Here is a 14090-nt window from a genome sequence, read left to right as displayed (position 1 = left end):
ACCTGTTTTTTTCGCTCAATGGAACATCAATTTTTTTTAAAAAGCCCAATTTCCCTGTGTAGAACTTCAATGCTTTTTCTTGGTCCTGCACCGGAATGCCAATTACTTTTACTTTCATTTTTGTAACTTTTTAAGTTCAAGATGCAAAAATCTAAAATCAGAAATGATTCGACTTTGTGAAAGTTGCTCTTTTTTGAAAGGCACTTGGCGTAAAACCAAAACGTGCTTTGAATAATGTGCTAAACGAACCGGGGCTTTCAAATCCAATGTCATAGCAGGTATCGGAAATATTGGTTCCCTTGCATAACATCTCTTTTGCCTGTTCAAGTCGCTTTTCAATAAGATATTGTTTTGGTGTTTGTCCGTAGTATTTTTTAAAGAGTCGAAGCAGATGAAATTTTGAAGTAAAGCGAATAGGGGAAAGACGGATAACAAGGATATTCGTTTATTATTGCACTTAGCCCAAAATCCTAAAAGTGGATACACGGGTTGAGTACCGGGTTTTATAGCGGTTCAGATTGAAAGGATTATGAAATCCTAATCATTTATTCCTAAAGTTATAAAAATAGGGCCGGAGTGGAACAATTAAGAATATGATTGCAACCGCCAGGCGGTGTTTTCCGGACAGAGTCCGGCAAGAACATAACAGGTACAAAGTCTGGAGACATCGTACAGCAGCGCTTACAAATCATCAACCTTTCCCTGTTTCGCAGCATAATGCAAAAGCAATCTCAAACCTGTCTGCCGTGGCAGACATCAAATTTAAAATCTCAAATCTTAAATTTCAAATCCGTTAACTGAATACCCGTTTTGGTGAACGTTATCTTTCGCTGCTTGTACAAACTGCCGGTCGTCATTTTAAACGTTTTCTTACTCATGCCAAAGAAGCTGTAAATATCATCGGGGTTCGATTTATCATTATACGGCAGGTAGCCGTTATTTTCTGTGAGTAAGGCCAGTATTTTTTCTCCTTCATCAGTCACTCTTTCATATCCGGGCTTGCCGGGCATCACATCAATTTTATTGTCTTCGGTTATTTTCTTTATAAACCCTTTTAACGTATCGCCGGGTTCCAGTTCCGTAAACACCTCATTATAATGAAGCACCCCGGTATGTTTATTATTGATGATCACAAAATAACCAATATCCGTACGGCGGTAAACTATCAGGTTTACCTGCTCCATTTCCCTTACCGTCAGTAGCTCATTGCTCAGGAAGGCGTCAAATTTTTCCGTAGCCGCTACCCGCCCCGTTTGTTCATCAAGATATATTTTCACCAAGTATTTCTCTCCCACATACATGCCTAAACGCTGCTTTGATTTGGGAACGAAAATATCTTTCTGTAATCCCCAGTCCATAAAAGCACCCTGCGGCGTAACGGTAACTACCGGCAGCATTACAATATCGCCTACCGTTCCGGCAGGCTGCTGTGTGGTGGCAATAACGCGGCTTTCGGAATCGTGATAAATAAAAACGTTCAGCATATCGCCCACTTTCGTTCCATCCGGCACATATCTTTTGGGTAGCAAAATACCTTCCTTTTCATCATCAAGGTACACGCCAATAGCAACGGCGCGAATTACTTTCAGCAAATTGTATGCTCCCGGTTTGATCATAAAATAATAAAGATATAGCTTTCACTATGTTTCTAAGGCAGAAGTTTTGTATTCAAGCGCCTTAATTTGTTTTATATAAGCCGGGGGCAATAAAAGCAATTTCAGCAACCATTCCACTTTTAAGGCCCTGCCTGCTTTATACAGGAAAAGGGCAGGCGATAATAAGGATACCCCGTTTAACTGTAACAATGTTTTCACCCGAGGCGGAACAAGGCGCTTTTGCACTTCCAGCAAAACCAGGTAACGGATATTTCCAAGACTGCGCCTGTACTGCTTATACAAACCGGTAGTATACTGGCTTTTACGCAAATCATTCTCGAGGTGCACGCCGTGCATTGCTTTCCATTCGATATATCCAACAGGTAAGCCGGGTATTTTCATCCGCCGGCCCACAGCACAAAAAACTTTCACTATTTCTTCCTTCTCCGGCGGGGTTAATTTTCTCTCCAGCATTTCAAATGCGGCTATAGAATAATGGATCAGCATAAAAAGTACATCGCGGTAAGCATAATCGGGTATAACCATTCTGCGTGATGCTTCCACTGCCGAATGAATTTTCGACATTTTATCAATTGCAGAATAGGCCTTCTCCTTTTCAGAAAAAATGATCTGCCTGGCATATCCTACAGTAGCAAATAAACGCCCGAGGGGATCAGCAGGAAGTTTTCCTGTAAAATACAACCAATCGACCGCCTTATTCAATGCAAACTCAGCAGCGGCCCCGGCAAAAATAAACAGCACGGTATCCGCCCTGCCCCATATTTTTCTTACAACAGACTGTTGTTCCGTAAAATATTCCATAAATCAAAAGCACTTTGAAATACAAAGTAATGTAAATATTCCAACATTTCTCTGTCTTTTAAAAAAATGCTTTGTTTTATAGCATGAACAATAACATGTTCCGGCTTCCCGCCACTATCATTAATGTTCGTAAAGGAGAAGAATATAATTCGGGCTGTAGAAAACAATGCTGGGAGGAGGTGCAGATTCAGGTAAAGAAGTATCCGTAAAAGAGGTTGTGTCTGCTTAGAAACTGTCTAAAAATAGAATTTTGATCTTTTCATTCATGTTGTTTTAATTTAAAAATATAAAAAGGGCTGGCGAATCTAAAAATCATGCCTACCTGCACCTGGCAAAATATTCTGGTTAACCCTGAAGAAATTATCCGGATCGTATTTCTTTTTAATTTTTTTAAACGAACGTAATGGTGTTGGTAGCTTGCTTTTATACGATCCTGGCCTTCGTTCATTATAAAGTTTAAATAGGCACCGCCTGACGAATAAGGATGTACGGCATGTATAACATCAGCAACATCCACGCATTGCACGATAATACCGGGTGCTTATCTGTCATTCCATTATACACTTTACGCGCCTCATTATAACCAGGGGTCTTTGGGAGGTATGATTTCCCCTCTGATTTGAGAAACAGGCTCTTCAATAATAGAGGCGTTTACGTTTTTTACTAAGTTTTGCATAAATAGTTTTTAAAGTTTTATAAAAAATTATTTATTTGGCAATGATCATGTCTTTTAATGACCAGAGAATGGCAAGCACATCTTTTTTAGATTCATCATCAGTTTGATGTTTATCCAGAACCTTCAAAATATCATCAACAGCCTGCATGTATTCGGTTGGATTTATGTTCATTCCTTTATGCGTGGCAGGCATGTCTCTGCCAGAATAGGTTACAGGGCCGCCACTTCCGGCGCTAAAAAAATCAATGGTATGTTGTTTGATCACAGCTAATTTTTCCGGCTGTTCTTTGTAAGGCAAAAATCTTGCGTTGATTGCGGGATTGTTCATGTGTGCCTCCACCACATCGTCAACAATAGCCGTTATACCCCTGGTACCCCCAAGCCGGTCAAAAAGAATTTTAGTCATAGCGAATGTTTTAAAAATAAAAATTAAAAGATGCATGGATAGCACAAATCACTTTTAGCATTTACCGGTTAATGAATCTGTATATACCAAAATAGTTTTCTTATCAAATTTACGTTCCGGTAAATTTGAACACCCCAACATTTAGATCAAATGCTGGTAATTTTAGTTCAGCTATCCAAAGCTGACATTGCTACGCTTTGTTAGGCAAATAACCAGAAGGCAAATGACCGTATCGTTTTTGAAAGCATTTAGAAAAGTACGATGGGCTGCTAAAGCCTGTTTCAAAGGCAATCTCCGATATATTGCGGGTGTTTTTATTCAACAATAGCAAAGCCTCATTTAACCGGTATTCCTTAAGAAATGTATTGGGTGATTTACCTGTGAGTAAAATCATTTTACGGTACAATTGAGATTTGCTGCATCCTACAGGTTTGCTAAAATCATCCACTTTTAAATTTGTATTGCTCCACGCAGATTCTGTGTAATCCATTAACAGGGTTAAAAATCTTTCATCTGCCTGTGTAAGAACCAATCTGTTTTCTCCTTCACTTAAAGCATTTACATTTTCGCTATTGTATAATTCTTTAACCTCTGATGATATTATAATTTCTCCTTCAATAATCTTACACATCCGTTCAGCTAATTTTATAGTGTCCTCAAAAATCAGTTTCTTGTCAGTTACCGGCACCCCGGCACTCAATCCTATTTTTAAAAGAAATTTATTATTATTATTAATATTCTTCCTGAGATCTTTAAACAGTAACTGAATATCAAATGCGGCCTGCACGGCATTGGACACCGATTTAAAAGAAACTAAAAAATGGCGTTCAGTTTGCTTAACAGGTGTACCCTCATAAGCATTCAATAAATTAAGAACAGCGTTATTGTATTGATGTAATGAAGATTTAAATTGAGCATCATCATTTTGCTTAAGCGCTAATTGTTGTAACGTTATAACCATTATTGTTCTAAAGGCAGGGTCATTAATTATATTTAATGCGTTGTTTTGTGCTTTTTCAGGATCTTCAATTCTGCCTAAAAATGATTCCACAATGTGGGGGTCTACCTCTATTACGCTGTGTGGAACCTGTCCGTGAGCCTGATCATGCATTTTCTTAAGCGACTCCACATCAGGCGCTTCAATTAAACAGAAAGCAGTTTTTCTTTTTCCATCAAACCAATAAGTTAATCCTCTGCAACCAAATTGATCCTGAATTTTTAAGTCTTGCTGATGTAATTGAGCCACATTTTCTGCCGTTACCGTTTCGGAAACATCATGGCGGTCCATATAAATTGGCATACGGTTATTTTTTAAATTTCTTTACCCAAAAATAGCTTTACGGCAACTTCCATTTTTGTAACTGTTCTCTTTCGGTTGCGGGCTATGTGGCTTACGCTCATTGGGTTTTCCTATAACATTTGGATTACAGTTGGCCAGGATTTTTTAAGTTTATTGCCATTGGCAAATTTATAAATAATAGTTCACTGGTTGTTTATATATTCCCGGGGCGCAATAGCTCTTACTAAAAGATTTATTGAACCGCCCCATTCGACAATGGCTCAGCATAAAAGCACCCCGCTTTGCACCGCGGTTGTAGAATAATTTGCTCAGTTTCTCCTTTTTTGACCGGTCTTTTACAGGAGGTTCACTGCATCGTGTATTGGTATGATTTTTAATCATTTAATACTTTAATCATCCTATACTAAGCCCGATCACAAATATTAAAAAACGTTACCGATGATAAAAAACGCAATAACAGAAGATATGAAGACCCTGACGTTGTGTTTGAATAAACTTTTGTTAGAGGGTTATACCGAAGATTTTAAAGCTTCAGATAAAAGGCTGTTTTCTATACAGCACGAAAAAAACTATAAGCCTCACCATATCCATGCGCTAAATTTTTATCGTTTTGGAGGTAGACGCTATCTCAAAGAAGGATGTTTCGGGTGAGACGGACAGATAACGCCTGATTGGTTGATTGGGAATTTGTTGATTGATGATTGATTGGCAGTTCTTTAGCCAGATGGGATTATGCATATAACATGCCGATGGAATAGTTTTAGGTTCCCAGCAACTTCAGCGCCGGTTTCATATTCAGTCCTTTTCCCAGAACGGCTTTAAAAAGATCGCCTTTTTGTTTCACCCTTTCATGCATGTTTTTGAGTGTAAACTGTGCAGGACTTAACCCATGTTTTACTTCTTTCCATTCCAATGGTGCAGATACCGTAGCGAAGGGCCTGGGCCGCACGCTGTACACACAGGCCAGCGTTTGCCCGATACTGTTTTGCAGATAATCAATATATACCTCGTTCTTTTTGCGTTTGGCCAATGAACGTTCAAGCGTAGTAATACGGGGCAGTTGCTCCTGCACACGGATGGCTATTACTTTAGCAAAGGCTCTTACTTGCTCATAGCTATATTTTTTATTACACGGAATATACACATGCATGCCGCCTGCACCTGAAGTTTTGCAGTATGCCTCAACGTTAGCTTTATCCAGTATGGCTTTAATTGCCTGCGCCACATCAATTACTTCGTTAAATGTATTTTTTTCAGACGGATCAATATCCATTACCAGGTAATCCGGATATCCAGGTTTGGCAATTACTGAATTCCACGGGTTTATTTCAATACAACCCAGGTTAGCAATAAACAACAAACTCTTTACATCATTACATACCAGGTAATGCACCATCTTATCAGAGGATTCGGAATAAATGGCTGCCGTTTTCATCCAGCCGGGAGCTATTTCACCGGCATCTTTCTGGTAAAAACCTGCATCCCGTATACCATTCGGGTTACGCTTTAATGAAAGCGGCCGGTTTTTCAGGTAAGGCAGCATATAGGGAGACATTGACCTGTAATATGTAATAAGATCGCCTTTTGTAATTCCCTCATCCGGCCAATATATTTTATCCGGATGGGTTAAGTGAAGCTGCTCCTTTTTCATATTGCAGACTTTAAATGAAAACAGGTCATTCCGCTGCTGCTGAAATGACCTGCTCAATAACCATTCAGGCGGTTCACCTACAAATTCTTCAGCATAATATTGCGGTAATGCACCTGCATGGGCGGGCCTACATGCACCTGTATACCCAGCAAGCCTTCCATCTTACGATTAGTGGTATCATCATCCGTTACATCACTCATTAAAACACCATTAATATAATGTTGCAGATGATTGCCTTTAATAATTAAATGACATGTATTCCAGTCATTGCTTTTGATCAATGTTTTCAGTGAGTCGGAACTGCCTAATGAACCGTCAACCACTGCCGTTGTCCAGGCATTCTTCTGCGATACACCCGGCGTATTGGGTATGGTTACCTTTTGTCCGCGGTAGGCCAGCGTGGTACGTCCGCGTTCTTCATAATTCTGCCCGGTGTAATTGTTCTTTCCGTCAATATCGGCCTGGTATCCCTTTAATGCAAAAGGCACCCCCGGAAACATTTCGCTTCTGTAATTAACGCCGCTGTTGCCGGCTTCTGTGATCTTAAATTCCAGTTTTAATTCAAAATCTTTTGGCTCACCGCCTTTGTAAATAATAAAAGTATTGCTTTTTAACAATTTATCCGGCGTTACTTCCCCCACCAGGCTACCTTCTTCCGCTCTCCAGTAAGCCGTATCTCCTTCCCACCCGTTAAGCGTTTTACCATCAAATATCTGCTCAAACCCATCATTATCCGCAACGGCAACTGTGTCAGCGTCTTTTTGCAGATTATCAGGAGTTGTGGCTGAATTGCAACTGCTCATCAAAAGACCTGCAACCATTATTCCAAGACAATAGTTCGTTTTTCTTGTCATTTTTATTTTTTTTAAGATAGTTTTTAAAACCGGAACAAGCTATGAAAAAAATTGAGACAGCGCAAAACAATTGCGCATATACTTTTTCAATTGCACATTCTTTGCCTTGTAACGCCCATTGACAGCATAACCTGCACAGGACGGCACAGGACAGAATGCAGTAAAAACAACCCTTTGCTGTAACCGTTCTATTATATTTCACTGGCTGTAGAAATGCCAAAAACCCTCATTCAGCACGGCTTAACAAAGTAAAACGATACATTTAACGGCGGGGGAAAACATACCGTTTCTTTTTATCCGGCTTTTACGCTAAAAAGGAAGATGGAAAAGTTATATTTAACCCATCCGATCCAATTTTTTTCTCAGCATATTTTCATACATTGGAACCTTAAAATGCGCGAAGCCAAAGACCTGCACGGAGCATTCCGGCTATGCATTTTAAGAAATCATATATATCATTAACGATTGTTTTAAAAGTATAACGATTTGGCAAGGCATACCTGGACCGATAAAATTTCCACACACACAGCATTAGGCGGTATTGAAACGGCTGTTGCCGATAACGGCCCGCAGCGGGGTGCCCGTATAGCATGGATCACCACCGGAACAGGATTGCGCTATAAAGTAGTGATTGACCGGGCTATGGACATAGCAGACGCATTTTATAACCAGCATAGCCTGGCTTGGCAGAGTTATTCGGGCATTACTTCGCCACAGCCGTTTTCAAATAAAGGAGCAGACTGGCTTAAAACATTTGGCGGCGGACTGGTTACTACCTGCGGGTTAACCCATGTGGGCGGGCCTGAAGCAGATGAATACGGCGAGCGCGGCCTGCATGGAGAAATCAGCAACATACCTGCGCAAATTGAATCTGTTGTGCAGCCCGACCCAATGGCAGGCAATATGGAAATGCATATTACCGGCATAATGAAACAAAGCCAGGCATTAGGTACACGGCTTGAACTGCGGCGAACCATATCGGGAAGGCTTGGGGAAGCGTACATCCATATTCATGACGAGGTAACCAACAAGGGAAATACTACCGCACCGCACATGCTGCTGTATCATTGCAATTTGGGATGGCCGCTGGCAGATGAAGGCGCAAGATTAGTATGGAACGGACCATGGCAGGCCCGCGATACCGGCGCCAAGATATTTACACAGGAAAATGATTTCCGCAAATGCCCGGCGCCTTTGGAGGAACACAACGGCGGCGGTGAAGAAGCGGCTTTTATTGATATTGCGGCAGACCATAATGGTGCCTGTGTATGCGGACTGTACAATGAGCAGATAGGCATTGCCGTTAGCATCCGTTTTTCCAAAAAACAATTACCCTGGCTAACCAACTGGCAACATTGGGGAAAAGGCGAATACGTTACGGGGCTTGAACCCGGAACGAACCCTCCCGTTGGACAGGCAAAGGCAAGGGCGCAGGGTACGCTTATTGAGCTTGCACCGGGTGAAACACGCACATACGATCTGCGTTTTGAAGTACTGCACCAGGAAGAACGCATTAACGATTTTTTACACACACATAACAATAGCTGATTAAACACAATTTCAATTTCACACAATGGAAAAATCAAGTGTAGCACAGAAAGCTTTAGACCAGGGAAAAGGCATCCTGCGTTTGGCGCCAACCTGGGTACCCAGGTCGTTTTGCGTGCCGGGAAGAAGAATTAAATTACATCCCGATGATTATTATGTACTGGGCGGACAACGGGGAGGCATAGACGAACGCTGGTTCTCTTCTACAACACCGGCAAAGAACGGGCCGCTCACCGGGGAAAATGAAGGACTGAGCCCTGTAGTATTTAACGATGGATCAAAAACAGTACAAATATTACTGAGAGACGCTGTGAGTGAACTTAAGGGTGAGCTGATCGGCGAAAGGATATGGAAGGAACACGAATCCTGGCCTATGTACTCCAAGTTCTTCGACAATATGGGACCACTCCCTCACCATGTGCATCACAATGATGAAAAGGCCGCGCTGATCGGGCAAAAAGGCAAACCCGAAGCCTATTATTTTCCACCGCAACTCAATAACCATGGTGGCGACTATCCGTATACTTTTATCGGCATTGCGCCGGGTACCACTAAAGACCAGATTCGCGAATGCCTCGTAAACTTTACCAAAGGCGATAATAAAATAACGAATTACTCGCAGGCCTACCGGCTTGAACCCGGCACAGGATGGGATGTGCCGCCGGGATTGCTGCATGCCCCCGGTAGCATGTGTACTTACGAACCGCAAAAAGCTTCCGATGTGTTTGCTATGTACCAGTCGCTGGTAAATGAAGCTATCATTCCGGAAGAATTATTATGGAACGGTACACCTAAAGAAAGTATAGGCGATTTTGACGCGTTGCTGGATGTATTAGACTGGGAACTGAATGTGGATCCCAATACCATGGCTAACCGCTTTATGGCGCCCAAACCCGTGAAGCCAATTGAGCAAATGAAAGCAGACGGGTATGTGGAGAACTGGATATGCTACAAATCGGATGCCTTCAGTGCCAAAGAGCTTACCGTTATGCCCGGCGCAACAGTAACCATCAAAGACAGTGGCGCCTATGGTATTATTGTAATGCAGGGCCATGGCAAGTTTGGTGTTTGGGATATGGAAACGCCGGCATTGATCCGCTACGGGCAGTTAACCAACGATGAGTTTTTTGTAAGTGAAAAGGCGGCAAAAGAAGGTGTTACTATTGTAAACCCTTCCGCAAACGATCCTATTGTAATATTAAAACATTTTGGACCCGGAAATCCTGATCTGGTGTTGGGATAATAAATCTGAAATAATAAATAACAAGAAACAAATAGCAAATCACAAATAGCAAGAAACGAATATGCCCATTGCGGCGAATAGCAAACAAACTATAAACTACAAACCATAAACAAAGATGATATGGAGAAGAACAACTATCCAAAATTGCACAATGCCACATGGCCGGGTGTCGTTGGCAAAGGTCCTGATTCAGAACCGCCATTGCTGATAGATACCATGCTTGAATATACTGCCGCCGCTGAAGTGAATGGTATAAAATTCGATGGAGTGGATGTAGGATTATTTGACCCCTCTATAGACCTGGATGATGCTGATGGCCCCAAAAAACTGGCGGATAAAGTAAGCAGGCATAACCTGAGCATTGGCAGTCTTGTAGCACCTATATGGGGTGGACCTGTTTTAGGCAGTGCTGATGATCGTAAGTTTTTTGTGGAGCAGGTACGCAAAAGCTGCGTATTTGCACAAAAATTAAATGATATAGGTATTCGCCGGTACGGGGTTATTCGTATTGATTCTGCCAGCAGCCCGGATCAATGGTATAAAGATCCTGTGAACAGCACAAAGTTAATTGCAGAAACATTTCGTACAGCCTGTGATGTAGCAGCAGACTATGGTGAGAAACTGGCAGCAGAAGGCGAAATCTGCTGGGCGGGCATGCATAGCTGGAAGACAATGATTGATACGCTGGAAGCAGTGGATCGCCCCAATATTGGTTTCCAGGCCGACATGTCGCATACCTTTTTATACCTGCTCGGCTACAATGCGCCGGAGCACCGCATACTCCCCGAAGATTTTAAATGGAGCGACCGGGAAGCACTGAACGAAGGATTGAAGAAACTAACGGCAGCACTTCGTCCGTGGACGATTGATTTTCATGTGGCGCAGAATGACGGTACCGTACACGGCACAGGCTCGCACGACAAAACCGGGAGGCATTGCCTGGCTACAGACCCCAACGGGAAATTGGATATTGCCCACGATGCAGGCTACTGGCTGCGCGATGAGAAAGGTAACCTTACAAAAGCGTTCAATCATATTTGCTGGGATGGTTGCATGTTTCCTAATGAAGTAATGCACAGGCAGCAAACATGGAATGATATTCTGGCCGCCATGATTAAAGTGCGGGATCAGCATGGGTGGACGGAGTAGAAATGGTAAGGGATAAGGTATAAGGTGAAAGGCAAAGGTATAGAGCAGAGTTTCGATATTTAGAAACGTTTTAACCTGCAACCTGTAACCTGCAACATCTTCAAAACTATATTAATAACCAACGGCTGATTGCTGAAAGCTGATTGCTGACAGCAAAAGCTTACAGTAAATTCAAAAATTAACCATGTCAAATAAAAAACAATTGCGCATAGGGTTGATCGGCACAGGCTTTATGGGCCGCACCCACTCTAACGGTTACAACCGTGTGGATAATTTTTTTCCAGAACTGCAATACAGTCCCGTGCTGAAGGCGGTTTGCTCAAGGAATAAAGAAAAAGTACAGGCCTTCGCTGATCAGTGGGGATACGAATCTATTGAAACGGACTGGAAAGCACTGATAGCCCGAGACGATATTGACGCGGTGGATATTTGCACGCCCAACGATATGCATGCCGAAATTGCGATTGCAGCGGCAAAAGCCGGTAAAATGATCTTATGCGAAAAACCGCTTGCCCGAACCCTGGCCGAATCAAAAGGAATGCTGGATGCCGTGGAAAAAGCGGGTATAAAAAATACCGTATGGTACAACTATCGTCGCTTACCAGCGGTGAGCCTGGCAAAACAGATTATTGATTCCGGCAAACTGGGAAAAATATTTCATTACCGCGCTAATTTTTTGCAGGACTGGACGATCAGCGCCGATGTGCCCCAGGGCGGAACCGCTGCCTGGCGCTTAGATGCAGAAGCAGCCGGATCGGGTGTTACCGGTGATTTACTGGCACATTGTATTGATACGGCCATGTGGCTGAACGGTGGCATTAAAGATGTATCGGCTGTTACCGAAACCTTTATCAAGGAGCGCATGCACCAGGTAACCGGTAAAGTGCAAAAAGTAGGTATAGATGATGCCTGTATATTCCATTGCCATTTCGATAACGGATCATTGGGTTTGTTTGAATCTACCCGCTATGCCCGCGGACATAAAGCCCTGTATACTTTTGAGATCAACGGTGAGCATGCTTCCATTCGCTGGGATCTGCACGACCTGAACCGCCTCGAGTATTTTGACCACAGGGATGAGTCCATCGTTCGCGGATGGCGCTCCATTCATGTTACAGATGGTGACCAGCCCTACATGGATAAGTGGTGGGTACCCGGATTAGGTATTGGTTACGAGCACAGCTTTATTCACCAGGTAGCCGACTTCCTCAAGTCACTCGAAGCCGGTGAAGACTGTCACCCTACATTTAAAGACGCGTATGAAACGCAGAAAGTGTGCGAAGCGGTAATTGATTCAGCCAATTCAAAAAGCTGGAAAGATACCGGGGTGGAGTGGAAGGAGAAGTGAGTGGTGAGTAGTGAGTGAATACAGAATTAGTTAAGCTGCTGGATTTTTTCAGCAGCTTTTTTATGCCGGTTATTTACTCCCCGTCTGGTGTCTTCACCAGGCCGAATAATTAGAATTGTTAAGTAATACAATACAAACTATCCGCCTGATCTTTACTTCGCAATATCAATCTTCACCTTTTTGTTTTTTATTTTCTGATCTTTGATCAGGCGTAACGCCTCACCCATTTTTACTTTTCGCACCGCTGCAAAAGAAAAAAAATCTTTTACTTCTATCAGTCCTATATCTTCTTTTTTCAATTTCGCTTTGTTTCCCAAAAAACCAACAATATCAACTTTATTCACTTTGTCTTTTTTGCCGGCAGCAATAAACAGTGTTGACCATTTGGGTTTTTCGGGAAGTACATTGGTTTCCGGTAAATTAATTTTTTCCGTATCCCGTGCAACATAAGCCGGACGTTTTTCCTCAGGCGACAATATCAATATAGCAGTGCCGCTGGCATCCATCCGCGCAGTTCTTCCATTGCGGTGCGTAAATATCTCTTCCGTTTGCGGCAGGTGAAAATGAATGATATACCGGATATTGGGAATATCCAGCCCTCTTGAGGCTAAATCGGTTGTTACCAGTATATTGGAAGTACCGTTCCTGAATTTGCATAAGGCATTATCCCTTTCCTGCTGCTCCATAGCGCCATGATAAAATACATTGGTAATGGTTTGCTGCGTTAAGTATTCGCTGGTGCGCTCCACCGACTCCCGGTGATTGCAGAACACAACAGTAGAACGGTTGCCCAAAAAACAGATCAGCTTAAAAAGGGTTTGCAGCTTATCTTTTTCATCGCTCTGCACTATTTTCATGGCCAGCCTTTCAGGCACTTCATCCGCACCACCGGATAAGAAATTCAGCTTTTCCGGGTCTTTCAACCCAATGAATTCAGGAATTTCTACGGCTTCCGTAGCGGAGGTAAGCATTCTTTTTTTCAATGCCGGCAGGGAACTGATAATAAAAGCCACTTCTTCGTGGAAACCCGATTCCAGCGATTTATCAAATTCATCCAGCACCAGGGTTTCAATTGTATCTGTAGTAATATTCCCCCGCCGTATATGATCCGCCAGCCTTCCGGGCGTGCCAATAAGCAGCGCCGGTGGCTGCTGCAAATTATTTTCTTCCGTTTCGCGCAGATGACCGCCATAGCAGCAGGTAACCTTATACCAGGTACCCAGCGATTTGAATACTTTTTCTATCTGCATAGCCAGCTCGCGGGATGGCACTACAATAAGGGCCTGTGTTTTTTTGTTTTCCGGATCAAGCAAATCCAGTATAGGTAATAAAAAAGCCAGCGTTTTTCCCGATCCCGTTGCCGAAAGCAATACCACATTATTGTGCTGTTGATTAGCCGCAACAGACGCTGTTTGCATGTCATTGAGGGCGTCAATGTTTAAGCGGGAAAGTACCTCCGGTAAGGAATACGATTTATTTTGCATAGCTGCAAAAATAC

14 protein-coding genes are annotated in these 14090 nt (G+C 42.6%); 4 read left to right on the top strand and 10 right to left on the bottom strand.

Annotated elements, in window-relative coordinates:
• From VL121_RS21785 to VL121_RS19790, 9 genes are all read right to left on the bottom strand, one after another.
• Positions 1–118: VOC family protein (locus tag VL121_RS21785; RefSeq protein WP_414635429.1), on the bottom strand; the 118-nt coding region annotated here is incomplete at its 3' end.
• 39 nt (positions 119–157) lie between these two features.
• Positions 158–415 carry a helix-turn-helix domain-containing protein gene (locus VL121_RS21780; RefSeq protein WP_414635433.1) on the bottom strand — a complete coding sequence of 86 codons (258 nt, stop codon included), beginning with the start codon at positions 413–415 and terminating at the stop codon, positions 158–160.
• A gap of 355 nt (positions 416–770) precedes the next feature.
• A complete protein-coding gene (locus VL121_RS19815; protein WP_325408348.1) occupies positions 771–1616 on the bottom strand; it encodes a CvfB family protein in 846 nt (281 codons plus the stop codon).
• 24 nt (positions 1617–1640) lie between these two features.
• Positions 1641–2417 carry an oxygenase MpaB family protein gene (locus tag VL121_RS19810; RefSeq protein WP_325408347.1) on the bottom strand — a complete coding sequence of 259 codons (777 nt, stop codon included), beginning with the start codon at positions 2415–2417 and terminating at the stop codon, positions 1641–1643.
• A gap of 305 nt (positions 2418–2722) precedes the next feature.
• Positions 2723–2803 (bottom strand): BBE domain-containing protein, encoded by an 81-nt coding sequence (locus VL121_RS21775; protein WP_414635432.1) that lies wholly within the window; start codon positions 2801–2803, stop codon positions 2723–2725.
• Positions 2804–3124: 321 nt separating this feature from the next.
• Positions 3125–3499: a group I truncated hemoglobin gene (locus VL121_RS19805; RefSeq protein WP_325408346.1), complete on the bottom strand. Its 375-nt coding sequence runs from the start codon at positions 3497–3499 to the stop codon at positions 3125–3127.
• Between the two features lie 190 nt (positions 3500–3689).
• The gene (locus tag VL121_RS19800; protein WP_325408345.1) at positions 3690–4799 is read right to left on the bottom strand and encodes a nickel-binding protein; all 1110 of its coding nucleotides are present in this window, start codon (positions 4797–4799) and stop codon (positions 3690–3692) included.
• A gap of 760 nt (positions 4800–5559) precedes the next feature.
• Positions 5560–6450 carry a non-homologous end-joining DNA ligase gene (gene ligD / locus VL121_RS19795; protein WP_325408344.1) on the bottom strand — a complete coding sequence of 297 codons (891 nt, stop codon included), beginning with the start codon at positions 6448–6450 and terminating at the stop codon, positions 5560–5562.
• A gap of 77 nt (positions 6451–6527) precedes the next feature.
• On the bottom strand, positions 6528–7304 hold the full coding sequence (locus VL121_RS19790; protein ID WP_325408343.1) for a 3-keto-disaccharide hydrolase: 777 nt from the start codon (positions 7302–7304) through the stop codon (positions 6528–6530).
• 486 nt (positions 7305–7790) lie between these two features.
• Between VL121_RS19790 and VL121_RS19785 the strand changes: the two genes are divergently transcribed.
• From VL121_RS19785 to VL121_RS19770, 4 genes are all read left to right on the top strand, one after another.
• Positions 7791–8852, top strand: a complete 1062-nt coding sequence (locus VL121_RS19785) for an aldose 1-epimerase family protein (protein WP_325408342.1) — start codon at positions 7791–7793, stop codon at positions 8850–8852.
• Positions 8853–8877: 25 nt separating this feature from the next.
• A complete protein-coding gene (locus tag VL121_RS19780; protein ID WP_325408341.1) occupies positions 8878–10095 on the top strand; it encodes a hypothetical protein in 1218 nt (405 codons plus the stop codon).
• A 120-nt stretch (positions 10096–10215) separates the two neighbouring features.
• Entirely contained in the window at positions 10216–11244 is a 1029-nt protein-coding gene (locus VL121_RS19775) for a sugar phosphate isomerase/epimerase family protein (protein WP_325408340.1), read from the top strand.
• 184 nt (positions 11245–11428) lie between these two features.
• Positions 11429–12592, top strand: coding sequence for a Gfo/Idh/MocA family protein (locus VL121_RS19770; protein ID WP_325408339.1), 1164 nt, complete (start codon positions 11429–11431; stop codon positions 12590–12592).
• Between the two features lie 152 nt (positions 12593–12744).
• On the opposite strand, the gene VL121_RS19765 is transcribed toward VL121_RS19770, so the two are convergent.
• The gene (locus VL121_RS19765; protein ID WP_325408338.1) at positions 12745–14076 is read right to left on the bottom strand and encodes a DEAD/DEAH box helicase; all 1332 of its coding nucleotides are present in this window, start codon (positions 14074–14076) and stop codon (positions 12745–12747) included.
• Positions 14077–14090: the final 14 nt, after the last annotated feature.

This window comes from Agriterribacter sp. (assembly GCF_035497235.1).
GTDB lineage: Bacteria > Bacteroidota > Bacteroidia > Chitinophagales > Chitinophagaceae > Agriterribacter.
Note: the sequence above shows the minus strand (reverse complement) of the source record. Positions and strands in the feature narration are given on the sequence as shown.